This is a genomic window from Inhella sp. (assembly GCF_041912635.1).
GTDB lineage: Bacteria > Pseudomonadota > Gammaproteobacteria > Burkholderiales > Burkholderiaceae_C > Inhella.
This window is the reverse complement of sequence record NZ_JAYRMO010000036.1, coordinates 22,092-43,620: the sequence shown is the minus strand read 5'-3', so window position 1 is coordinate 43,620 and position 21,529 is coordinate 22,092. Positions and strand designations below refer to the sequence as shown.

Annotated in this window: 17 protein-coding genes; 5 read left to right on the top strand and 12 right to left on the bottom strand. The window is 70.5% G+C overall.

Going from position 1 to position 21,529, the window contains the following annotated elements:
- The first annotated feature begins 3 nt into the window (after positions 1 to 3).
- The 4 genes from ACE3QP_RS18320 to ACE3QP_RS18305 all read left to right on the top strand — a co-directional run bounded on the left by ACE3QP_RS18320 (position 4) and on the right by ACE3QP_RS18305 (position 6,186).
- A complete protein-coding gene (locus ACE3QP_RS18320; protein WP_374438006.1) occupies positions 4 to 882 on the top strand; it encodes an alpha/beta fold hydrolase in 879 nt (292 codons plus the stop codon).
- Between the two features lie 78 nt (positions 883 to 960).
- The gene (locus ACE3QP_RS18315) at positions 961 to 2,982 is read left to right on the top strand and encodes a diguanylate cyclase domain-containing protein (RefSeq protein WP_374438004.1); all 2,022 of its coding nucleotides are present in this window, start codon (positions 961 to 963) and stop codon (positions 2,980 to 2,982) included.
- Positions 2,979 to 4,991, top strand: coding sequence for a diguanylate cyclase domain-containing protein (locus ACE3QP_RS18310; protein WP_374438001.1), 2,013 nt, complete (start codon positions 2,979 to 2,981; stop codon positions 4,989 to 4,991). Before ACE3QP_RS18315 ends, ACE3QP_RS18310 begins: the two co-directional genes overlap by 4 nt.
- 10 nt (positions 4,992 to 5,001) lie before the next feature.
- On the top strand, positions 5,002 to 6,186 hold the full coding sequence (locus tag ACE3QP_RS18305) for a GGDEF domain-containing protein (protein WP_374437999.1): 1,185 nt from the start codon (positions 5,002 to 5,004) through the stop codon (positions 6,184 to 6,186).
- A 151-nt stretch (positions 6,187 to 6,337) separates the two neighbouring features.
- Here ACE3QP_RS18305 and ACE3QP_RS18300 read toward each other — a convergent pair whose 3' ends face one another.
- The 11 genes from ACE3QP_RS18300 to cadR all read right to left on the bottom strand — a co-directional run bounded on the left by ACE3QP_RS18300 (position 6,338) and on the right by cadR (position 18,602).
- A complete protein-coding gene (locus ACE3QP_RS18300; protein ID WP_374437997.1) occupies positions 6,338 to 8,029 on the bottom strand; it encodes an AMP-binding protein in 1,692 nt (563 codons plus the stop codon).
- 160 nt (positions 8,030 to 8,189) lie between these two features.
- Entirely contained in the window at positions 8,190 to 9,500 is a 1,311-nt protein-coding gene (locus ACE3QP_RS18295; protein ID WP_374437995.1) for a tryptophan--tRNA ligase, read from the bottom strand.
- On the bottom strand, positions 9,497 to 10,348 hold the full coding sequence (gene asd, locus ACE3QP_RS18290; protein ID WP_374437993.1) for an archaetidylserine decarboxylase: 852 nt from the start codon (positions 10,346 to 10,348) through the stop codon (positions 9,497 to 9,499). The genes ACE3QP_RS18295 and asd overlap by 4 nt, the downstream gene beginning before the upstream one ends.
- Positions 10,349 to 10,381: 33 nt before the next feature.
- The gene (cutA, locus tag ACE3QP_RS18285) at positions 10,382 to 10,705 is read right to left on the bottom strand and encodes a divalent-cation tolerance protein CutA (protein WP_374437991.1); all 324 of its coding nucleotides are present in this window, start codon (positions 10,703 to 10,705) and stop codon (positions 10,382 to 10,384) included.
- Positions 10,702 to 11,505 carry an HDOD domain-containing protein gene (locus ACE3QP_RS18280; protein WP_374437989.1) on the bottom strand — a complete coding sequence of 268 codons (804 nt, stop codon included), beginning with the start codon at positions 11,503 to 11,505 and terminating at the stop codon, positions 10,702 to 10,704. The genes cutA and ACE3QP_RS18280 overlap by 4 nt, the downstream gene beginning before the upstream one ends.
- Before the next feature lie 11 nt (positions 11,506 to 11,516).
- Positions 11,517 to 12,293: a sulfite exporter TauE/SafE family protein gene (locus tag ACE3QP_RS18275; protein WP_374437987.1), complete on the bottom strand. Its 777-nt coding sequence runs from the start codon at positions 12,291 to 12,293 to the stop codon at positions 11,517 to 11,519.
- A gap of 93 nt (positions 12,294 to 12,386) precedes the next feature.
- Positions 12,387 to 14,396: a M13 family metallopeptidase gene (locus ACE3QP_RS18270; protein WP_374437985.1), complete on the bottom strand. Its 2,010-nt coding sequence runs from the start codon at positions 14,394 to 14,396 to the stop codon at positions 12,387 to 12,389.
- Between the two features lie 47 nt (positions 14,397 to 14,443).
- A complete protein-coding gene (locus ACE3QP_RS18265) occupies positions 14,444 to 16,462 on the bottom strand; it encodes a M13 family metallopeptidase (protein ID WP_374437983.1) in 2,019 nt (672 codons plus the stop codon).
- A 71-nt stretch (positions 16,463 to 16,533) separates the two neighbouring features.
- Positions 16,534 to 17,811 (bottom strand): hypothetical protein, encoded by a 1,278-nt coding sequence (locus ACE3QP_RS18260; protein WP_374437981.1) that lies wholly within the window; start codon positions 17,809 to 17,811, stop codon positions 16,534 to 16,536.
- A 49-nt stretch (positions 17,812 to 17,860) separates the two neighbouring features.
- Positions 17,861 to 18,034: a hypothetical protein gene (locus ACE3QP_RS18255; RefSeq protein ID WP_198111108.1), complete on the bottom strand. Its 174-nt coding sequence runs from the start codon at positions 18,032 to 18,034 to the stop codon at positions 17,861 to 17,863.
- Between the two features lie 109 nt (positions 18,035 to 18,143).
- Positions 18,144 to 18,602: a Cd(II)/Pb(II)-responsive transcriptional regulator gene (gene cadR, locus ACE3QP_RS18250; RefSeq protein ID WP_374437979.1), complete on the bottom strand. Its 459-nt coding sequence runs from the start codon at positions 18,600 to 18,602 to the stop codon at positions 18,144 to 18,146.
- 114 nt (positions 18,603 to 18,716) lie between these two features.
- Here cadR and ACE3QP_RS18245 point away from each other — a divergent pair, with 114 nt between their 5' ends.
- The gene (locus tag ACE3QP_RS18245; protein ID WP_374437977.1) at positions 18,717 to 20,105 is read left to right on the top strand and encodes a M17 family metallopeptidase; all 1,389 of its coding nucleotides are present in this window, start codon (positions 18,717 to 18,719) and stop codon (positions 20,103 to 20,105) included.
- Here ACE3QP_RS18245 and creD read toward each other — a convergent pair whose 3' ends face one another.
- On the bottom strand, positions 20,106 to 21,485 hold the full coding sequence (creD, locus tag ACE3QP_RS18240; RefSeq protein WP_374437976.1) for a cell envelope integrity protein CreD: 1,380 nt from the start codon (positions 21,483 to 21,485) through the stop codon (positions 20,106 to 20,108).
- Positions 21,486 to 21,529 lie beyond the last annotated feature (44 nt).

Here is a 21,529-nt window from a genome sequence, read left to right as displayed (position 1 = left end):
GCGGTGAGCGAGGAGCGCCGCATCCGCGTCGGCGCGCAGGAGCTGGCCGTGGCCCTGGACGGCCCGGCCCAGGGCGAGCCGCTGCTGCTCATCATGGGCCTGGGCCTGCAGCTGACGAGCTGGCCCAGCGAGCTGGTGGAACGCTTGGCCGCAGCGGGCTTTCGCGTCATCCGCTACGACCACCGCGACATCGGCCTTTCCTCCAGCTGCGACCACCTGGGTCGGCCGCGGCTGGCTCAGGCCTTCTGGCGCCACGCCTTCCATTTGCCGCTGCAGCCGCCCTACACGCTGGCCGAGCTGGCGGACGATGCCGCGGGTCTGATCGCCGCCCTGGGGCTGGAGGCTGCCCAGGTGGTGGGCATCTCCATGGGCGGCATGGTGGCCCAGCACCTGGCCCGGCGCCACCCGCAGCGGGTGCGCGGCCTGAACCTGTGGATGACGAGCCCGGGCGGCCGCCTGCTGCCCCCGCCGCGCGGCGATGTGCTGCGCCTGCTGCTCAGCCGGCCCGACCGTGCGGGCTACCAGGCCTATGGCGAGCGCTTCTTCCAGGCCATCGGCAGCCCGGCCTACCCGAGCGACCCGGCCGAGCTGCGCGCCCGCGTGGCGCACAACCTGGCGCGCTCCTTCCGCCCGCAGGCCACGGCGCGCCAGCTCATCGCCATTGCCGCCGACGGCGACCGCCGCCCCTGGCTGCGCCAGCTCCAGCGCCCCGTGCAGGTGTTGCACGGCCTGGCCGATCCGCTGCTGCCCATCGCCCATGGCCGCGCGCTGGCCAAGGCGCTGCCGCAGGCGCAGCTGACCGAGATCCCCGGCTGGGGCCATGACCTGCCTGCGGCCCTGCACCCCGTGCTGGTGGATGCGGTGCGGCGCGCGGCCGCATGAATTGCAACGAAGTGTGAGAACTTTGCGGCTCTCCCCCAATGGCGGCGCGGAGAGCTGGCCCTAGGATGCGGGCCACCCATGCGCGTACTCGCCCTTTGCTCGCTGTCCCTGGCCCTGCTCGGCGTTGTGCCGCAGCCCGCGTGCGCGCAGGAGGCCTTGCGGCCCGAGATCACCAAGCTCGAACGCCTGCCGCAGGCCCAGCGCCCGCGCCTGCCCGGACTGGTGGCGCACCTGCGCCGCCAGGCGCGTGAAACCAGCGACGAGCAGTTCGACCTGCTCTTCCTGCTCTCGACCCATTACGCCGGCGAGAAGCAGCGGGCCGCGCTCGAAGGGCTGGAGCACGAGTTCGCCCCCTGGCGCCGCTCCTCCGAGACGCGCCAGCGGGTGCTGGGCGAAACCGCCTGGGCTCTGGCGTGGACGGTGTTCCACATCCGCTCCGGCCATCTGCAGCTGGCCCAGCAGGAGATTGACTCGCTCAAGCCCGAATCCCTGGGCGAGCTGCCGCTGAAGTGGCGCTACCGCGAGCGCAGCATCCGCGCCAATGTGCTGGAAGAGACCGGCCACATCGACGAGGCCCTGCTGCTGCGCCTGGACGTGGTGCGCCTGGGCGCACAGTCCGCCGAGGTCTGGCGCCATGTGTCGGCGCTGGGCTCGCTCTCCTACACCTACTACCGGGCCGGCCAGCATGACAAGGCGGTAGAGGCGGCCAAGGAATCCCAGCAGGTGGCCGAGAGCGTGCCGGACGACCACAACGTGCAGGCCGAGGCGCAGCTGACCCTGGGCCTGGTGCTCTCGGAAGACGCCGACCCGATGCCCTCGCGGCGCGCGTACGAACAGTCGCTGCACCACGCACGTCTGGCGGGCGACGAGAGCCTGCAGGCCCTGCTGATGGGCAATCTGGCCGACAGCTACCTACGCGCGGGCGACTTCCACCGTGCCCTGGCGCTGGCACAGGAATGCCTGCCGCTGGCACAGCGGCTGGAGGACCAGAGCACCGAGCTGCTGGCCATGCACAACATGGGCTTGGCCAAGATCGGCCTCAAGCGCGTGGCCGAGGGCAAGGCCGACGTGCTCAAGGCCATCGCCACCGAGCGCCAGAAGGGCGCCACCACCAGCGTCTCCGAGGGCTGGGCGGAACTGGGTCAGTACCTGGAGCGCGCGGGCGACTTCGCTGGCGCCATGCAGGCCTTCGAGGAGCACCGCCGCATCGCCGACACGCTCTCGCGTGCCGACCAGCGCAAGCGCGTGCTCGAAGCCCAGGAGCAGTTCGATGCCGAGCGCCGCGAGCGCGAAGCGCAGCTGCTGGGTCAGCAGACGGTGCTTCAGGGCGAGCAGATCAAGGCCCGCAACCTGCAGCTGCTGCAATGGGGCCTGCTGATGGCCAGTGGCCTGGCGGCCATGGTGCTGCTGGCAATGATCTTCAAGCGCATGCGCCAGACCAACCGCGAGCTGGCGCGCTCCAACGAGGAGCTTGCCGTGCGCAGCGAGCGCGATCCCCTCACCGGTCTGGCCAACCGCCGCTACTTCCAGCGTGAGGTGCTCAAGCACCAGCTCGAAGACAAGCTGCAGGCCAGCCTGTTCCTGATCGACATCGACCACTTCAAGCGCATCAACGACAGCTACGGACACGCCGGGGGCGACGCCGTGCTGGTGGCGGTGGCGCAGCGCCTGCGCGCCGCGGTGCGCGAGCAGGACATCGTGGTGCGCTGGGGGGGCGAGGAATTCCTGGTGCTGGTGGGCACGCGCGAGCCCGCGCTGACCTACGCGCTGGCCCTGCGCATGCTGCGCGAGCTTGGTGGCACCCCGGTGGCACTGCCGCAAGGGCAGTCGGTGCACATCACCGGCTCGGTGGGCTACGCCAGCTTCCCGCTGCCCGGTGGTGGCGGAGCGCCCGACTGGGAGCGTGCCATTGACGTCGTCGATACCCTGATGTACCAAGCCAAGGGCCACGGCCGCAACCAAGCCTGGGGCCTGACGGTGTCGCGTGCTGCCAGCGTGGCCGAACTGATGCAAGACCTCGGTGAGCTCAATCAGGCGCGTGAGCGCGGCAGCCTGGAGCTGCAGGTGACACCAGGCCCGATGCCCGGAGGTGCGCCATGAGCGGCCGCTTCTGCCGGATCGATCTGGCTGGGCTGCGGCGGGCGCTGGCCGCGACCCTGCTGGTGATGCCGCTGGCCGGCCATGCCGCGCCGGACGCTGCCACCGAGCGCCGCCTGGCCGAGCTGCTGGCCAGGGCCTACGACCACCCGCAGCAGGTGCTGAGCGAGCTCAAGCAGCTGGAGCCCGCCCAGGCGGACGCCACGGCCTATGTGCGCGCACGCGTCGCCGTGCTGCAAGGCGAGCTGGAACCCGCGCTGCAATGGGCCCGCCAGGGCCCGCAGCAGGCGCGCCAGCGCCTCGTGCAGGGGCTGGTGCATGAGCGCCAGGGCCGCAATGCGGAGGCCGCGCAGGCCGCCGGCCAGGTCATTGCCGAACTGGAGCCCGCTTGCAAGGACTGGAAAGGCCCGGCCGAAGGGCCGCTGAGCTGCGACTTCCGCCCGCTGCACGACGCCCAGCGCCTGCTGGCGCGCACCCTCAAGCGGGCCGGTCAGCTCAGCCCGGCCCTGCAGGCCGTCACGGCCGCGCTGGCGCTGAGCCGGGCCGGCCAGGACGAAGAGACCACCGCGCGCGACCTTGCCGAGGCGGCCGATCTGCACGAGCTGCTGGAGCAACCCGAGCTGGCGCGCCGCGCGCTGACCGATGCCCTGCGCCAGGCCGCGCAGACGCCGCGCACCCTGGCGGCCGTGAAGAGCTACGAAGCCGCGCTGGCGGTACGCCGCAACGACCGCGAGACCCAGCGCAAGGCCCTGGAAGAGGCGCTGGCGCTGGCGCGCCAGGCCGACCTGCCGCGCACCCATGCGCTGCTGCAGGCCGCGCTGGCCGACTTCTATCTGCATGCCGACCAGCCCGAGCAGGCGCGCAAGCTCGCCGAGGCGGCGCTGCCGCTGCTGCAGCGCTTCGGCGAGCCGCGTGCCCTGCGCACGGCGCGCCACAACCTGGCGGTGGCGCTGGTCAAGCTGCGCGCCTTCGACGCCGCGCGTGCGCAGATCGCTCTGCTGGAGCAGATGCCGGTGGGCGAGGACGACACCCGCAGCCGCGCCGAGGAACTGCGCGAGCTGGGCGAAGCCTGGACCGCCGTGGGCCTGGCCAAGGAGGCGCTGGCGCATTACCACGCCGAGCGTCGGCTGACGCTGGACGTGCAGCAGCGCGCCCGCGAGGCCGTGCTGGCCGAGCTGCGCGCCAAGTACGACGCTGACCAGCAGAAGGCCAAGGTCGAGCTGCTGCGGCGCGAGCGCGCCGTGCAGGATCAGACCCTGGCGAACCAGAGCATGGCGCGCAAGGTCACCGGCATCGGCGCGGTGCTGCTCGGGCTGTGCGCCGTCATCGCCGTGCTGGCGCTGGTGCGCATGCGCAAGGCCCATCTGCGCCTGCGCGCCAACCAGGCACTGCTGCAGGTGCTGAGCGAGCGCGACCCGCTGACGCAGCTGGCCAACCGCCGCCACTTCCTGGCCGCCATGCAGGCGCGCGGTGCCGAGCCGCTGACCGGTGGCTTGCTGATGTTGGACATCGACCACTTCAAACGCATCAACGACAGCCATGGCCATGGCGCCGGCGACCAGGTCATCCAGGCCGTCGCCAAGCGCCTGCAGCGCACCCTGCGTGAAGGCGATCTGCTGGTGCGCTGGGGCGGCGAGGAGTTCCTCATCATGGCGCCTTCGCTCAAGCCCGCGCATGTGCAGCTGCTGGCCGACCGCCTGCTGATCGCCGTGGCCGATGCGCCGATCTCCATCGGCGCCGAGCAGCAGCTGCGCGTCACGATTTCGATCGGCTTTGTCTGCTTCCCGCTGCCGCCTGCCGGTCTGAGCCTGCATTGGGAGCGCGCCGTCAACTGGGCCGACCTGGCGCTGTACGCGGCCAAGCACCGTGGTCGCAACCGCGCCGTGGGTATCACCGAAGCCCAGGCCGAGGACGACGAGGCGCAGGCACGCATCGAGGCCGATTTCGAGGGCGCGGCCCTGGCCGCACGCATCAAGCTGGCCCAGGTCAACGGCCCTCTGCAACTCGGCTAGTTCGGTATTGATGGACTGGCCCGCCATCCATGTGCCCACGCTGACGCTGGCCATGGTGGGCGGCTTCGGCCTGATGGTGCTGCAGATCGCGCTGTCGGGCTGGCGCAGCCTGCCGCGCCGCGAGACCCTGAGCTGGATCGGCGTTTGCGCGGCCCTGCTGGCCTCGGCGGCGCTGTTCGCGCTGCGCCGCCAGCTGCCCGAGTGGCTGCTGGTGCTGACCAGCAATGCCATCCTGGGCCTGGGCCTGCTGGCCATGGTCTGGACGGTGCTGCAGCTGCTGGACATCGCGCCGCGCTGGCGCGTCGTGGTCGGGGCCTTCGTCCTGTACGCGGCGGTGGTGCTGCTGTCGCTGGGCCTGCCGCAGTCCAAGCGCATCGCCCTCACCACTGCGGCGGCGGCGTCCTTCCTGCTGCCCCTGGTGGTGACGGTGCTGCGGCGCGGCTGGGGCGTGGGCTCGGCGCTGCGCTCCATCGGCCTGGCCCTGGTGGCCCTGGAACTGGTGCTGTGCTGGCGCGCGCTGGACGCGCTGATGTACCCGCAGGACTACCAGAACCTGGCCGGCCAGCTCTTCGCGCCGCTCGGGCAGGGCCTGTCCATGCTGCTGCTGATGCTGGCCGTGCTGGGCGTGGGCTTCGGCTATGTGCTGGCGGCGCACGAGCGCGCGCACAAGGAACTGCACCGCCTGGCCACGCGCGATCCGCTCACCGGCTGCCGCAACCGGCGCCGGCTCGACCAGATCATGAATGCCGAACTGGCCCGCCTGCACCGTGGTGGCTCGGTCCTGAGCTTCATGCTGATCGACCTGGACGACTTCAAGGCCCTGAACGACCAGCTTGGCCACGGTGTGGGCGATGCGGCGCTGCGGCACGTCGTCAAGTTGCTGCGCCAGCGCCTGCGCGCCACCGACAAGCTCGCGCGCATGGGCGGCGAGGAGTTCGGGGTGGTGCTGCCCAGCACCGACGCGGCCGGCGCGCTGCAGGTGGCGGCCCAGGTGCGCCGCGCCTTGCACGAGCAGCCCCTGCCGCTACCGGACGGCAGCACCCGAAAGCTGACGGCCTCGATCGGTATCGTCACCCTGCCCACCGGCACCCAGGCCAACCGCCACGCGGTGTACGAGGCGGCCGACAAGGCCATGTATGAGGCCAAGCGCGGCGGCAAAGACGGCGCCCGCGCTTCTGGGTGGATGGATCTTTAGGTCCCCCCGAAGCGCCTTTGGCGCCTCCCCCCAGGGGGCGCCACCAGCGGCCCGGCAGAGCCGGTTCCGCGGTGGCACTTGATCGAAGAGGGCTGTCCCGGACCGCCGGTGGCGGAGCGCGTGTCAGCCGGCGGCCGCGAGACGGCCGCCCTCAGTCCACCAGGATCACTTTCTGGCGGCTGTCGGCCCACTGCTCGTATTTCGGGCCGTAGACCTCGTCGATGCGGTTGCGCTTGACCTTGAAGGTGGGCGTGATGAAGCCGTTGTCCACCGTCCAGGCTTCCTTGAACAGCACCAGGCAGTCCATCTGCTCGTGCGGGTCGAGCTTGGCGTTGATGGCCTTGAGGTGCTCGGCGAGCGAGTCGGCCAGGGCCTGGCGCTCGGCCGGGTCGGCCAGCTTCTGGGCGGCATCGGGGCCCAGCATGCCCAGACCGATCGGCTGGCCCATGTTGGCGCCCACCACGGCGCAGGCTTCCACCGCGCTGTGCATCACCAGCTTGTCCTCGATCGGCGCCGGGGCGACGTACTTGCCCTTGCTGGTCTTGAACAGGTCCTTGACGCGGCCGGTGATCTTCAGGCACTTGCGGTCGTCGTGCGCGGCCTTGTCACCGGTGCGCAGCCAGCCGTCCTCGGTAAAGGCCTCCTTGGTCATCTCGGGCTCTTTGTAGTAGCCCTTCATCACCGCTGGGCTCTTCATCTGGAGCTCGCCGGTCTTCTTGTCGATGCGCACCTGCACGCCGTCGTAGGCCGGGCCCACGGTGCCGGTCATGTCTTGGTCAGCCACGGTGATGTGGCTGACGGCCAGGTTCTCCGTCATGCCGTAGCCCTCGTTGATGGGCAGGCCGAGTTTGCGGTACCACTTCAGCAGTTCGACCGGCATCGGCGCGGCGCCGCCGGCGGCAAAGCGGCATTGGTCCAGACCCAGGGCCTTGCGGATCTTTTTCTTCACCACCAGGTTCAGCAGCGGGATGCTGAGCATCCGATCCAGCTTGGCCTGCGGCATCTTGGACAGGATGCCCTGCTGGAACTTGACCCACAGGCGCGGCACGCTGAAGAAGATCGTCGGGCGGGCGCGCTGCAGGTCCTGCGTGAAGGTTTCGAGCGACTCGGCGAAGTACACATGCATGCCGGTCACCAGCCAGCCGTGCTCCACCAGGCAGCGCTCCACCACGTGGGCCAGCGGCAGGTAGGACAGCATGCGGTCCTTGTCGTTCATCGGCACGCGGCCCAGGCCGGCGGTCAGCGCCCAGGCGAAGTTGCCGAAGGTGTGCATCACGCCCTTGGGCGCGCCGGTGGTGCCGGAGGTGTAGATCAGCGTGGCGAGCTCATCGGCGCCGCGCACCGGCTGGCCCTTGAGCGGGGCGGTGTCGGCAATGATCTCGTCCCAGCTCTGGTAGCTGGCCTTGGCGTCATCGGGGCTGAGCGCATAGCTCACGCAGGGCAGGCCGGCCGGGACGCCGGGCTTCATGCCTTCCCAGCCGTCGAGCTTGCCGATGAAGCACATCTTGGATTCGCTGTGCTCCAGGATCTGGGTGATGGTGCCGGCCGCCAGCGTCGGGTACAGCGGTACCGAGACGTAACCGGCCATCCAGATGGCCAGATCGGTCATCAGCCACCAGGCGCAGTTCTTGGAAAGGATGGCGACCTTGCTGCCCTCGGGCCAGCCCTGGCTTTTCAGCCAGGCCGCCATGCGGCGGGTTTCATCGGCCACCTGTCCCCAGGTGAATTCCTTTACAACCCCATTGCCCATCGGCTGGGTCAGGGTGACGCGTTCGGGATGGGCGGTCTCCCAGTAGTAAAGGCATTGCAGGGCCAGGCGTTCGGGGGCGACGGTCGTGCTCATGGACGGCTTCTAGTGGAGGACGGCGAAAGAGGCGCCGAAGTTAGCCCGTCCCGGCCTGTTGCGCCCTGGGCGCTTTCCCCAGGGCTTTCTAGAGAGCGGGCCCGACAGCCCCCCGCTGTTGCGGGGGCCGCCAGGCAAGATTTCACGCTGGCGCGGCTTTTCAGCCCGCCTTGCCGGCCTTCTCGGCCTTTTCCGCCTCGGCCGCGCGCAGCAGGGCCAGCACGGCGTCCAGGCCGGCGTCCAGCTGCTGCGCACCGGCGGCGGCGCCCGAGCCCTCGGCCTTCACGCGCGCCCACCACTGGCCGGCTTCCTTGCCCTGGGTGAAACCGGGTGAAAGCAGCAGCACCTGCTCGCCCTGCAGCAGCTTGACGTAGAACTGGCCGTCGGCCTCGCGGTATTGCTTGGCCACCGGCACCACGGCCGCCTTGGGCGCCTGGGGTGCGGCACGCCCGGGCAAGAGGCGCGAGCGGCGCAGGCCCACGGCCTCGCGCAGGCGCGCCAGCAGCGGCCGGGCGATGGCGCGGGCGCGCTCGGCCCCCTTGAGCAGGATGGCCTCGACCTCGTCCGGGTGGGTCATCAGGTGTTCATAGCGGGCGCGCATCGGGCCGAGTTCGGCGTCGATCAGGGTCACCAGGCGCTGCTTGGCCTCGCCCCAGCCCAGGCCGGCGCGCAGCTCGGCGCGCATCGCGGCGCGTTGCTCGCGGTTGGCAAAGCTGTCCCAGAGCTGGATGAAGGTCGTGCCCTCGGGCTCTTTGGGTTCGCCGGGCAGGCGCGAGTCGGTCACCACGCGCGCGATGGCGCCCTTCAGTCCGTCCAGCCCGCCCTCGAACAGGGGCACGACGTTGTCGTAGCTCTTGCTCATCTTGCGGCCGTCCAGGCCGGGCAGCAGCTCCATCTCGGCGTCCACCTGGGCCTCGGGCAGCACGAAGAAGTCTTCCCCGTACTGGTGGTTGAAGCGCTGGGCGACGTCGCGCGCCATCTCGATGTGCTGCACCTGGTCCTTGCCGACCGGGATGCGGTGGGCGTTGTAGAGCAGGATGTCGGCCGCCATCAGGATGGGGTAGCAGTACAGGCCCATCGTCACGTTGGAGTCCGGCTCCTCGCCCGCGGCCACGGCCGCATCCACCGCCGCCTTGTAGGCATGGGCGCGGTTCATCTGGCCCTTGGCGGTGATGCAGGTCAGCAACCAGGTCAGCTCGCAGACCTCGGGCACGTCGCTCTGGCGGTACAGCAGGGCCACATCGGTGTCCAGGCCGGCGGCGATCCAGGTGGCGGCGATCTGCAGGCGCGAGGCTTCGACGCGGTCGGGGTCGTCGCACTTGATGAGGCCGTGGTAATCGGCCATGAAGAAGAAGCTCTCGACGCCGGGCTCACGGCTGGCCGCAATGGCCGGGCGGATGGCGCCGACGTAGTTGCCGAGATGCAGGGTGCCGGTGGTGGTGATGCCGGTCAGGACGCGGGTGGTCTTCATGCGAGGTCTGCCATGGCTTCGCCAAGGCGGATGGAACGGGCCGGGGCCCAGTCGGGATTGAAGGCGAGCGGGCCCTTGGGCCACAGCATCACCACGGTGGAGCCGAGCAGGAAGCGGCCCATCTCCTGGCCTTGTTCGAAGCGGTGCAGGCCGCTCTCGTAGTCCCAGCTCTTCACCGTGGGGTGGCGCGGCGGGTTGACCACGCCATGCCAGGTGGTGGCCATGCTGCCCACCACGGTGGCCCCCACCAGCACCAGCACGAAGGGGCCGTGCGCGGTGTCGAAGTGGCAAACCACGCGCTCGTTGCGGGCAAAGAGGCCCGGTAGCGCGCGCGCGGTGGCGGGGTTCACCGAGTACAGGCTGCCCGGTACCCAGGTCATGCGGCGCAGGGTGCCGGCCACCGGCATGTGGATGCGGTGGTAGTCCTTGGGGCTCAGGTACAGCGTGGCGAAGTGGCCGTCCTGGTAGCGCGCGGCCTCGGCGGCGTCGCCGCCGATCAGCTCGCGCGTGCTGTAGCCATGGCCCTTGGCCTGGAAGACCTGGTCGGCCTCGATGCGGCCGAAGGCGCTGATGGCGCCGTCCACGGGGCAGATCCAGGTGGCGGGGCTCAGCGGGCGCGCGCCGGGCTTGAGCGCGCGGGTGAAGAACTCGTTGAAGCTCTTGTAGCTGGCCGGGTCGGGGTTGGCGGCTTCGGCCATGTTCACGCCATAGCGGCGAATGAAGCGCTCAATCACCCGCGTCGTCCAGGCGCCGCCCTCGGCCGCGGCCAGGCGGCCCAGCTGTTCCGTCAGCAGGCGTTTGGGCAGCAGGCGCTGCGGCAGCAGGGTGCGGAAGTCTTCAAAGCTCATGCGGGCACGCACCGTCGGGCAAAGGGTCGGATTCTAGGAAGCCGTCTGCTCCCGCACCCAATCCTGAAAGGCCGCATGGCCCTCGGGCAGCGGCCAGGCCACCAGCGCGGGCAGCTCGTAGGGGTGCTGGGCCAGCACGGCGGCCTGCAGTTCGGCCCAGCGGGTCGTCGTGCTCTTGATCAGCAGCCGCCACTCGGGCTCCTGCTGCACCACGCCCTGCCAGCGGTAGACGGATTCGATGGCCTGCAGCTGTACGCAGGCCGCCAGGCCCTGCTCCACCAGGTGGTGGGCCAGCGCCTCGGCCTGCTCGCGCGTGCTGACGCTGGTCAGCGCGGCGATCAGGCCGCTGCCGCTCATGCGGCTTCCAGCTGCTCCTGCACGCGGCGGGCGGCGCGCAGTGCGGCGGCGGGGTCGATCTGAGCCTGCGGCGCGATCAGGTTGACCTGCGACTCCAGCGCATCCGGGTCGTTCATCAGGGTGTAGACGAGGCCCGAGATGGCGGCCACGCCGCGGCGCTGCAGGGCCTCGGGCATTTCGCCGGTGGCTTGCAGGGTCACGTGGTGGCGCACGCTGGCCACAGCGGCCGGGGCCAGGCCCCAGCTTTCGCACAGGGCCGCGCCCAATGCGTCGTGGCTGACGCCGAAGGCGGCGGTTTCCAGCCCGCAGAGCTCGGAATCGGTGGCGGCGGCGCGCAGCATGGCGGGGTAATGCTGGGGGGCGTGGCGGTACAGCACGGCCTTGCCGCATTCCTCGAACAGGCCGGCGGAATGCGCAGCCCAGGGGTCGATGCCCAGCATTTGGCCGATGCGGCCCATCATCAGGCCGCGCTTGGCGGCGCGGTCCCACACCGGGTCGAGTTCAGCCGCGGGCGGGAAGGCCGCGCGCAGGCTCATCTCGAAGGCGATGGCCGAGACCTCGCGCATGCCCAGGTAGGTGAGCGCCTGGTGCACCGTCTGCACGCGGCCGCGCAGGCCGTAGAGCGAGGAGTTGACCGCCTTGAGCACGGCGGCGGCGAGCGCCATGTCACCTTCCACCAGGGCCGAGACCGCCAGCAGATCGATCTCGTCTTCGGCCATCAGCACCGAGAGCTTGACCAGCACTTCGGGCTGGGCGGGGATTTCGATGTCGAGCGAGCGCAGTTCGGGATCCACAGACATGACGAGGCCTTTCAGGCGAAGACTGCGGACCATGTTAGCGCCGCGTCCCAACCGGTTTTCAGGATCAGCGCCGCGACGACCACCAGGAAAACCCCCCGCACAAAGCCGGCCCCGCGTGCAATCGCCAGGTGCGAACCCATCCAGCTGCCCGCCATATTGGCCACCGCCATCGCGGCGGCCACGCCCCACCACAGATGGCCGGTGGCGGCGAATAGGGTCAGCGCGGCCGCATTGGTGGCGGTGTTGAGCAGTTTGGCGCTGGCGCTGGCGTGCAGGAAGTCGTAGCCCAGCAGGCGCACGAACAGGAAGACGAAGAAGCTGCCGGTGCCGGGTCCGAAGAAGCCGTCGTACAGGCCGATGCCGCCGCCGATCGCCACCGCGCGCCAGACCTCGGCACGGCCCTCGTGCAGCGGGGCATGGGCGCGCCCCAGGTCCTTCTTGGCCAGGGTGTAGATCAGCAGCGCCAGCAAGATGATGGGCAGCGCCAAGCGCCAGACGCGCGCGTCCACCATCGTGGCGCCCCAGGCGCCCAGCGCGCTGCCGGCCAGGGCGGCGCCCATGGCCGGCAGTAGCGAGTGCCAGCGCAGCTCCACATGGCGGGCATAGCGCCAGGCGGCCAGCGCCGTGCCCCAGATGGCTGCGCCCTTGTTGGTGCCGAACAGCGTGGCCGGCACCGCCTGCGGGTAGGCGGCGAACAGGGCCGGCACCAGCACCAGGCCGCCGCCGCCCACGATGGCATCAATGAATCCGGCCGCCAGCGAGGCCAGCACCACCAGTGCCAGTTCCATCAGCCCAGCGCCCCCTGGTGCAAGGGGGAGCGGGCGGGTGAGGGCGGAGGCAGGGCGCGCGGCATCTCGGCATTCTCCGTGCGCCCCGCGGCCTCACCAGATGCGGATGCGCTCCTCGCTGGGCTTGAACATCTTGTCGCCGGCCTTGGTGCCGAACACCTGGTGGAAGCCGTCGTGGTTGACGGCGGCACCGTTGGCGCGGAACTCGGCGGGCGAATGCGGGTCGACGACCAGCATCTGCAGCGCGCGGCTGTCGCGGCTCTTGTCGCGCCAGGCCTGGCTCCAGCCCATGAAGAAGCGCTGCTCGCCGCTCAAGCCGTCGATCACTGGCGCAGGCTTGCCGCCCAGGCTCTTCAGATAGGCCTTGTAGGCGATCTGCAGGCCCGAAAGATCGGCGATGTTCTCGCCCAGGGTCAGCCGGCCGTTGACCTGCTTGCCCGGCAGGGGTTCGTAGGCCGAGTACTGCGCCACCAGGCGTTCGCCCAACTGCTCGAAGGCCTTGCGGTCGGCCTCGGTCCACCAGTTGCGCAGCGCGCCATCGGCGTCGTACTGGCTGCCCTCGTCGTCGAAGCCGTGGCTGATCTCGTGGCCGATCACGGCGCCGATGGCGCCGTAATTGACCGCGTCGTCGGCGGCGGCATTGAAGAAGGGCGGACGCAGGATGGCGGCCGGGAACACGATCTCGTTGGCCAGCGGGTTGTAGTAGGCATTGACGGTCTGCGGCGTCATGCCCCATTCCTTCTTGTCGACCTTCTGGCCGACCCGCTTGGCATTGCGTTCCCACTCGAAGCGCGCGGCGCGCTCGCCGTTGCCGACCGCGTCACCGGCCTTGACGACCAGCGCGCTGTAATCGCGCCACTGCTCCGGATAGCCGATCTTGACCGTGTAGGCCTGCAGCTTGGCGCGCGCCTTGGTCTTGGTTTCGGCGCCCATCCAGCTCAAGGATTCGAGGCTGTCGCCGAAGCTGCCGAGCAGGTTGTTCACCAGCGTGACCATGCGTTGCTTGGACTCGGCCGGGAAGTGCTGGCCGACATAGAGCTGGCCCAGGGCCTCGCCCAGCGCGGCATTGGTCTGTTCGATCCCCTGCTGCCAGCGCGGGCGCTCGGCGGTGGTGCCGGTCAGCGCGGTGCCGTGGTAGGCGAAGTGCGCGTCGCGGAAGGCCTTGGGCAGGCTGTCGGCCTGCGAGTCCAGCAGGTGCAGCTTCAGATAGTCCTGCCATTGCGCCAGCGGGGCTTCGGCCAGCAGCTTGGCGGCGCCCTGCACCGCCGAGCTCGGCCCCACGATTAGGCGCTGCGCCTTGCCCAGCTGGGCGCTTTGCAGCAGCAGGTTCCAGTCGATCTGCGGGGCGAACTTCTGCAGCTCGGCACGGGTCTTGGGGTTGTAGAGCTTGACCGGATCGCGCATCTCCACCTTGTCCCAATGCGCGGCGGCGATCTGGCGCTCCAGGGCGATGGTGTGCTCGGCGGCCTTGACCGGGTCGGGCAGGCCGGCCAGTCGGCCCAGGGTCTCGAGGTAGCTGCGGTAGGCCGCGACGGCCTTGGCGAAGCGCTCGTCGCCGTCCTTCAAGTAGTAGTCGCGATTGGGCACGCCCAGGCCGCCCTGGCCGATCACGGCCTGGTAGACGTCGGGGTGGCGCGAGTCGGGCTCGACCCCCAGGTTGACGATCTGGTTCTGCAGGCCCTGGCGCGCACCGATCCAGCGCACCAGCGCGGCGCGATCCTTGATGGCGGCGATGCGCTTCAGGTCGGCCTGCAGCGGCTGCAGGCCGACGCGCTCGATGGTGTCCAGATCGACATAGCTGCCGTAGTACAGCGCCAGCTTCTCGGCCACGCTGCCCTTGGCCTGCGGCTGGGTGCTCAGGGCCTGGATGATCTCGCGCACCTCACGGTCGCTCTGGTCGCGCAGCAGCATGAAGCTGCCGTAGCGCGCCTTGTCGGCCGGGATCTCGGTCTTCTTCAGCCACTCGCCATTGACGGCGCGGAACAGGTCGTCCTGGACGCGCACGGTGGGGTCGGCGCCCTGGCGGTCCAGGCCGGAGAGGATCTCGGCATGGGATGTCAAACACAGGGTCAGCGCGGCGGCTGCAGTGCAAAGCAGTTTCATGGGAACGATGGCAGGAGGATTCGGAATGAGGAGGGGAAGGCCGTCGCTCACCAGATGCGGATGCGTTGCTCGCGCGCCTTGTGCATCTTGTCGCCCTCTTTGACGCCGAAGGCCTCGTGGAAGCCGTCGTGGTTCAACGCCGCACCGTTGGCGCGGAACTCGGGGGGCGAGTGGGTGTCGCTGGTCAGCAACTGCAGCACGCGGCTTTCGCGGGCCTTCTCGCGCCAGGCCTGGCTCCAGCCCATGAAGAAGCGCTGCGCACCGGTCAGGCCGTCGATCACCGGCGCTTCCTTGCCGCCCAGGCTCTTCAGATAGGCCTTGTAGGCGATCTGCAGGCCGCTGAGGTCGGCGATGTTCTCGCCCAGGGTCAGGCGGCCGTTGAGCTTCTTGCCGGGCACGGGCTCGTACTGTTCGTACTGCGCCACCAGCTGGTCGCCCAGCTTCTTGAAGGCTTCGCGGTCGGCGTCGCTCCACCAGTTGCGCAGCGCGCCGTCGGCGTCGAACTGGCTGCCGGAGTCGTCGAAGCCATGGCTGATCTCGTGGCCGATCACCGCGCCGATGGCGCCGTAGTTCACCGCGTCATCGGCGGCGGCATTGAAGAAGGGCGGCTGCAGGATGGCGGCCGGGAACACGATCTCGTTGGCCAGCGGGTTGTAGTAGGCGTTGACGGTCTGCGGCGTCATCGCCCATTCGCGGCGGTCCACCGGCTTGCCGGCCTTGGCCACCTGGCGCGCCCACTCGAAGCGCGCGGCGCGTTCGCCATTGCCCAGCGCGTCGCCCTTCTTCACCACCAGGGCCTCGTAGCTGCGCCAGGTGTCCGGGTAGCCGATCTTGGTGACGTAGCTCTGCAGCTTGGCGCGCGCGCGGCCCTTGGTCTCGGGGCCCATCCAGGTCAGGCCGTCCAGGCTGTCGCCGAACGAGCCCAGCAGGTTGTTCACCAGCGTGACCATGCGCTGCTTGTGGCCGGGCGGGAAGTGCTGGGCGACGTAGAGCTGGCCCAGGGCCTCGCCCATGGCGGCATTGACCTGGTCGATGCCCTGCTGCCAGCGCGGCTTGGGCTCGGTGGCGCCGGTCAGCGCGGTGCCGCGGAAGGCAAAGCGGGCGTCGCGGAAGGCCTTGGGCAGGGTGTCGGCGGCGCCGTCCAGCGCGTGCAGCTTCAGATAGGTCTGCCAGTCGGCCAGCGGGGCCTCGGCCAGCAGCTTGGCAATTGCCGCGGTGGCGCTGGGCTGCGAGATCGAGAGGCGGTCGATGGCGCCAAGGCCGGCGCCGTCCAGGAAAGCCTGCCAGTCCAGCCCGGGTGCGGCCTTGGCCAGGTCGGCGCGCGCGTGCGGGTTGTAGAGCTTGACCATGTTGCGGTTCTCGACCCGGTCCCAGTGCGCCGCGGCGATCTGGCGCTCCAGCGCCAGCGTGGTCTGGGCGGCCTGCTCGGGGTGCTTCATGCCGGCCAGGCGGGCCAAGGTGGTCAGGTACTCGCCATAGGCCTTGAGCGCCTTGGCAAAGCGCTCTTCCTCGGCCTTCAGGTAGTAGTCACGGTCGGGCAGGCCCAGGCCGCCCTGCCAGGTCAGCGGGCGGTTGATGCCGGGTTCCTTGAAGTCCGGGTACACGGCCAGGCCCAGTGGCAGGTTCATCAGCCCTTGCTGGCGGCCCAGCCAGTGCGAGAGCTCCTTGCGCGTCTTGATGGCGTCGATGCTGGCCAGCAGGGGCTGGATGGGCTTGAGCCCGGCCTGGTCGATGCCGGCCAGATCGGTGTAGGCGCCGTAGTACAGCGCCACTTTCTCGGCCACGCTGCCGGCGGCCTGGGGCTTGGCGGCCAGGCCCTCGACGATGGCGCGCACCTCGCGGTCGCTCTTGTCGCGCAGCTGGATGAAGGTGCCGTACTCGGGCTTGTCGGCCGGAATCTCGACCGTCTTCAGCCACTGGCCGTTGGCCGCGCGGAACAGATCGTCCTGGGCGCGCACGGCGGGGTCGAAGCCGGCGCGGTCCAGGCCGGACTGGGTTTGGGCGGGGGCGGCAAGGCTCAGGCTGAGCAGGGCGGCGGCAAGGGCCGCGGGGCGAAGAGGGCGCATGGGGGGGGGGGGCGGAGGCGTGAAAGGCGCGCAGCCTAAGCGCGCCGACCCTGCGCGGACAAAAGCTCAGTTCAGGGCGCACCCCCGGACAAACCACGATGCACGGCCAAGGCGTCGATGCGGCGCTCGATTTCCGTCATCAATGCACGGTAGCCGGGGCCGTCCACCCCGCCAAATTCCTGCTGCAGGCGCTGCCGGCTCAGGAATTCCGGCAGGTCGGCCACCTTCGGAAAGAAGGCTGTCTCGGGCGGCTGCTGCGCCAGCAGGCGCAGCAGCTCCAGCGGCCGGCCGCTGCCCAGGCGGCCGATGCGCTCGCCCGCGCGGTCGGCCGCCAGGTCGTTGAAGGAGAAGCCGCTGCCGCCGCGCTGGGTATCGCTGAGCTCCTTGGCCAGGCCCAGAGCGTCGCCCATTTGGCCGGCTCCCTGGGCGGCCAGCCAGGCGGAGATCAGGAAGTGCTGGGCCATGTCCTCGCGCCCGGCCAGGCGCAGGCCGGGGCTGGGGCGGTTGTCGGGGTCGCCGATCAGCCGGCCGGGGTCGCGCCCCACGCTGCGCAGGGCCAGCTGCAGCCACAGGGCGCGCAGCTCGGCCGCCGCGGCCTGCCCGCCCTCCACGCGCGCCAGGGCCTCCCGCGCCAGTTCGGGCAGCAGCTGGGCCAGCTCCACGCTGGGGCGTGGCGGCTGCAACTGCCCCACCAGGGCCTGCCAGCGGCGGTGCTGGGCGCGCAGGGCTTCCTGTTCAGCCTGCGGCCACAGGCTCGCCAGGGCGGCCGCGGCCTGCTGCGGCTGCCAGCGCCAGCGCAGCCAGACGGCCTCCTCATCGAGCCGCACGGCCTCGACCATGTCCACCGCCGCCCAGGGCGCGGCGCCGAAGCGCCGCTCCAACGCCGAGCGCGCCAGGCGCAGGCTCAAGCTCGGGGGCAGCGGCAGCCGGCCGATGCGCAGCCGGCGGGGCTGCGGCCACACGGCGCCGCCCACCCAGGAGGGGGAGTCGAGCTCCAGCTCCAGGTTCAGCCACACCGGCCAGGGCCCGAGCTTCCAGGGCAGGCTGGCCTGCAGCAGCGCACCGTCACGGCGCAGCTGCAACTGGGCGCGCTGGCCGGAGTGGGCCAGCAGGGTGTTGAGGTCGGCCTCGCGCAGACGCAGCTCGCTCACGCTGTCGGCCGGCAGCCGGCGCGGGTCCAGTTGGCGCAGCAACTGTCGTCCGCGCGCCAGTTCGGCAGGGCCCAGGCGACTGTGCAGCTCGGGCAGGCGGGGTTCGGTCTGCAGCGCCAGGGCCAGGCCGAGCAGGGGACTCAGAAAGCACAACGCCGCCAGTGCAAACAGCAGCAGGCGGCGGGAAGGGAGTTTCATACGGGGAGTCTGCCAGCCGGGCGGCGGCAGGCCCCGGGTTCAGGGCGTTTTAGCGCTTCTTGTCCAGCTTCAGCGCGCGTTCGACGGCGCGGCGGCCGCCACCCAGCGAGGGGGCGTCGAAGCCCACATGCTTGGGGCCCTTGTCGAACAGGGCATCGCCGAGCCAGTCGGCAGGCAGGCGGCGCGGGGCTTGGGTGTGGCGGGCGGGTTGGCTGTGCAGCATCTTGCTTCTTCGGAGCGGGTCGTGGAATCGACCGATGTGAGCCGCAACGGGGCCCGAAGCCGGTTGGTTGACAGCCCGGTGAAGAAAGTTTGCCACCCAAATACAAGGGTTAACCCTTGGTTTTGCCGGTCCGGCCGCCTTCGTGCGGCCCGTGCACGGCGCCCAAGGGCTTGCGACCGGGCTCCGCCTCGGCCAAGCCGGCCAGGATGCCGCAGTCCGGCCCGGGTGCCGAGCAACGCTGGCGCAGGGTCAGCAACTCCTGCTGCAGGCCCTGCAGCTCGGCCATCCGCGCGGCCACATGCGCGATATGGGCGTCCAGCACCTGGTTGACGCCGCTGCAATCGGCCGGCGGCTGGTCGCGCGCCTGCAAGAGGGCGCGCACTTCGTCCAGCGCCATGTCCAGCGCGCGGCAGCGGCGGATGAAGCGCAGGCGCTCCAGGTGCGCGGGCTGGTAGTGGCGGTAGTTGGCCGGGCTGCGCGCCGGCGGCAGCAACAGGCCCTCGCGCTCGTAAAAGCGGATGGTTTCCACCGCCGTGCCGCTGGCCTTGGCCAGTTCGCCGATCTTCATGATGTGGCGGCTCCTTGCTGCCGATGCGCCGCAAGCGGCCGCGTGGGGCCGAAGCGGCAGGGTCGGCACGCTACACCGAGAATCCCTGCTTTCCGATTCCCAAACCCACCGGCCATGAGCGTCACTCTCGTCAAGACCAAGAAGCTGCCCGCCAGCACGCCCATCTTCTGCACCAGCCCCAGCAGCTGGGACGCCGACAGCAAGCTGCTCAGCCCCGCGCAGCGCGCCTGGGCCAAGGCCGTGGGCTTTGCCGGCAAGGTGGACACGCACACCCTGATCGCCGATGAAAAAGGCGGCATCGCCCTGGTGCTGGCCGGCGTGCGCGGCGCCGATGACCCCTACGCCCTCGCGGCCCTGCCGCAGGCCCTGCCGCTGGGCCGCTACCGCCTGGCCGAAGAGGGCCTGGCACTGGACCCGCAGGCCGCCGCGCTGAGCTGGAGCCTGGGCGACTACGTGTTCGACGCCTACAAGGCGCGCGGCCGCGCCGGCGCCGAACTGCTGCTGGCCGATGGCCCCGAGGCTCAGCGCGGCCTGGCCGTGGCCACCGCCATGTGCGCCACGCGCGACCTCGTCAACACCCCGGCCGAGGACATGGGCCCGGCCCACCTGGCCAATGCCGTCAAGCTGGTCGGCAAGCCGCATGGCGCCAAGGTCAAGGAGATCGTGGGCGACGCGCTCCTGAAGCAGAACTTCCCGGCCATCCACGCCGTGGGCCGCGCCGCCGCAGCCGACCGCGCGCCGCGCCTGATCGAGCTGACCTGGGGCAACCCCAAGCACCCCAGGCTCAGCCTGGTCGGCAAGGGCGTCTGCTTTGACAGCGGCGGCCTGGACATCAAGCCGGCCGACGGCATGCGCCTGATGAAGAAGGACATGGGCGGCGCCGCCAATGCCCTGGGCCTGGCCGCGCTGGTGATGGCCTTGAAGCTGCCCGTGCACCTGCAGCTGCTGATCCCGGCGGTGGAAAACGCCATCAGCGGCAATGCCTTCCGCCCCGGTGACGTGTTCCGCACCCGCAAGGGCCTGACCATCGAGATCGGCAACACCGACGCCGAGGGCCGCGTGGTGCTGTGCGATGCCATGGCCTACGCCTGCGAAGCCAAGCCCGATCTGCTGATCGACATGGCCACGCTGACCGGCGCCGCCCGCGTGGCCCTGGGCCCGGAGCTGCCGGCCCTGTTCACGCGCGACATGGCGCTGGGCCGCGAACTGGTGGACCTGGGCCTGCAGGAGCGCGATCCGCTCTGGCACATGCCGCTGTGGCAGCCCTACCAGGCGCTGATCGAGACGCCAATGGCCGATGTGAGCAACAGCGGCAGCAGCCCGATGGCCGGCGCCGTGACCGCCGCGCTGTTCCTGGACCGCTTCGTGCCGGCCGAGCAGGCCTGGCTGCACCTCGACCTGTTCGCCTGGACCAATCTGTCCCGCCCCGGCCGCCCGGTGGGCGGCGAGGCGCAGACGATCCGCACGCTGATCCATTACCTCGAGCGCCGTTACTCGGCCTGATCAGTCGGCTTGAAGCCGGGTGGTGAACGCGTACCAGTCGATCCGACGCGTCGCGAACATCACCCCGCCCAGCACGGCGAACAGCAGCAGACTGCCCATCAGCAGGGCGGTTTGCTCCAGGTTCAGCACCTGATAGAGGGCGGCATACAGCCCGCCCACCCCGGCGCCGAACATGGCGCCGGCGCGCCAGCGCTTGAACAGCGCGGCCGCGTAGCCGGCCAGCAGCGCGCTCGAGCCCGCCGCCGCCAGCGTGTAGGCCATCACAAAGGCCAGGTGCTCGGACAGCGCCAGCAGCAGCAGGAAGAAGAGGCCCAGCGCCAGCCCCACCAGCAGGTACTGCACCGGGTGCACGCGCAGGGCGCCCAGCACCTCGATCAAGGCCACGGCCACGAACACCAGGGCGATGAAGAGGATGGCGTACTTCATCGCCCGCTCGCTCAGGGAGTAGGGGTTCACCGGGTCGATCAGCTCCACGCCCAGGCTGTCCTTCACCGGCCGGCCCTCGGCCAGCTCTGCGCCTGCCGTGGTGGCCAGGGCGCTGACACGCCACTCGGCCCGGAAGCCCTTGTCGCTGGCCTCGCGCTGCACCGGCAGGAAGCGCCCGCCGAAGCTGGCATGCGGCCAGCTGGAGCGCAGCTGCATCTGCAGGTTTTCGGCCGCGGGCGCCCAGGCGAAGCTCTCGGTGCCCACCAGGTCGAGCTGCATGTCCAGGCGCTGGCGTTCGTTCAGGTCCAGGCGCGGCAGTTGGGCATGCAGGCCCTGGCGGGTGTCGGGGTCGGCGGCTTGCGCGGCGGCGGGTTCACTGCCGCTGGCCGGCGCCGTGGGCGCGCGCAGCAGCAGGCCACTGCCCGGGCGAGGCTGCAGACTCTCGCCATTGAGCTTGAGGCTGACGCTGCGCAGGCCGCGTGCGTCGCTCACCGACAGCAGCAGCTGCGGCGTGGCGCAGCTGAGCGTGCCGCCGTGCCGGGCCACCGGTTGAAGCTCCTTGGCGTCTTTCCACTCCGCCTGCACGGCCAGCCGGCCCACATAGGTGTTGACCTTGAAGAGACCCCGGTGGCGGGCCTCGGGCTGCAGCTCGCCGTTGATGCTGAGCTGGCTGGGCAGGGCGGTACGCACCTGGCTTTCACTGCGTGCCTGGCGCCGCGCCACGCCCTTGCTGTCTTCCTCCACGGTTTCCCACTGCTCGGTGCATTGCTGGCGCAGCACCGGGCCCAGCACGGTCTGCGCCTCGGCCAGCGATTGCCGCACCGACCAGCCCGCCTGCTGCTGGTAGCTCAGGCGCTCGCGCACCAGGCGCTCGATCTGCGCCAACACCAGCGCCAGCATCAGGCACACCGCCACCAGCCCCAGGGCCTTGCCCAGCCATAGCTTGCCTCGCATTCATCGCTCCTCTTGTTGTTGGAGTCGTGATGCTCGGCAGCCGC

Bases quoted from the DNA above. Each gene is read 5' to 3' on its own strand.
- cadR (WP_374437979.1), bottom strand. From the start codon at position 18,602: ATGAAGATCGGCGAACTGGCCAAGGCCAGCGGCACGGCGGTGGAAACC.
- ACE3QP_RS18305 (WP_374437999.1), top strand. From the start codon at position 5,002: ATGGACTGGCCCGCCATCCATGTGCCCACGCTGACGCTGGCCATGGTG.
- ACE3QP_RS18255 (WP_198111108.1), bottom strand. From the start codon at position 18,034: ATGCTGCACAGCCAACCCGCCCGCCACACCCAAGCCCCGCGCCGCCTG.
- ACE3QP_RS18260 (WP_374437981.1), bottom strand. From the start codon at position 17,811: ATGAAACTCCCTTCCCGCCGCCTGCTGCTGTTTGCACTGGCGGCGTTG.
- ACE3QP_RS18315 (WP_374438004.1), top strand. From the start codon at position 961: ATGCGCGTACTCGCCCTTTGCTCGCTGTCCCTGGCCCTGCTCGGCGTT.
- ACE3QP_RS18295 (WP_374437995.1), bottom strand. From the start codon at position 9,500: ATGAAGACCACCCGCGTCCTGACCGGCATCACCACCACCGGCACCCTG.
- ACE3QP_RS18270 (WP_374437985.1), bottom strand. From the start codon at position 14,396: ATGAAACTGCTTTGCACTGCAGCCGCCGCGCTGACCCTGTGTTTGACA.
- ACE3QP_RS18310 (WP_374438001.1), top strand. From the start codon at position 2,979: ATGAGCGGCCGCTTCTGCCGGATCGATCTGGCTGGGCTGCGGCGGGCG.
- ACE3QP_RS18275 (WP_374437987.1), bottom strand. From the start codon at position 12,293: ATGGAACTGGCACTGGTGGTGCTGGCCTCGCTGGCGGCCGGATTCATT.
- ACE3QP_RS18300 (WP_374437997.1), bottom strand. From the start codon at position 8,029: ATGAGCACGACCGTCGCCCCCGAACGCCTGGCCCTGCAATGCCTTTAC.
- ACE3QP_RS18265 (WP_374437983.1), bottom strand. From the start codon at position 16,462: ATGCGCCCTCTTCGCCCCGCGGCCCTTGCCGCCGCCCTGCTCAGCCTG.
- creD (WP_374437976.1), bottom strand. From the start codon at position 21,485: ATGCGAGGCAAGCTATGGCTGGGCAAGGCCCTGGGGCTGGTGGCGGTG.
- ACE3QP_RS18245 (WP_374437977.1), top strand. From the start codon at position 18,717: ATGAGCGTCACTCTCGTCAAGACCAAGAAGCTGCCCGCCAGCACGCCC.
- asd (WP_374437993.1), bottom strand. From the start codon at position 10,348: ATGAGCTTTGAAGACTTCCGCACCCTGCTGCCGCAGCGCCTGCTGCCC.
- cutA (WP_374437991.1), bottom strand. From the start codon at position 10,705: ATGAGCGGCAGCGGCCTGATCGCCGCGCTGACCAGCGTCAGCACGCGC.
- ACE3QP_RS18280 (WP_374437989.1), bottom strand. From the start codon at position 11,505: ATGTCTGTGGATCCCGAACTGCGCTCGCTCGACATCGAAATCCCCGCC.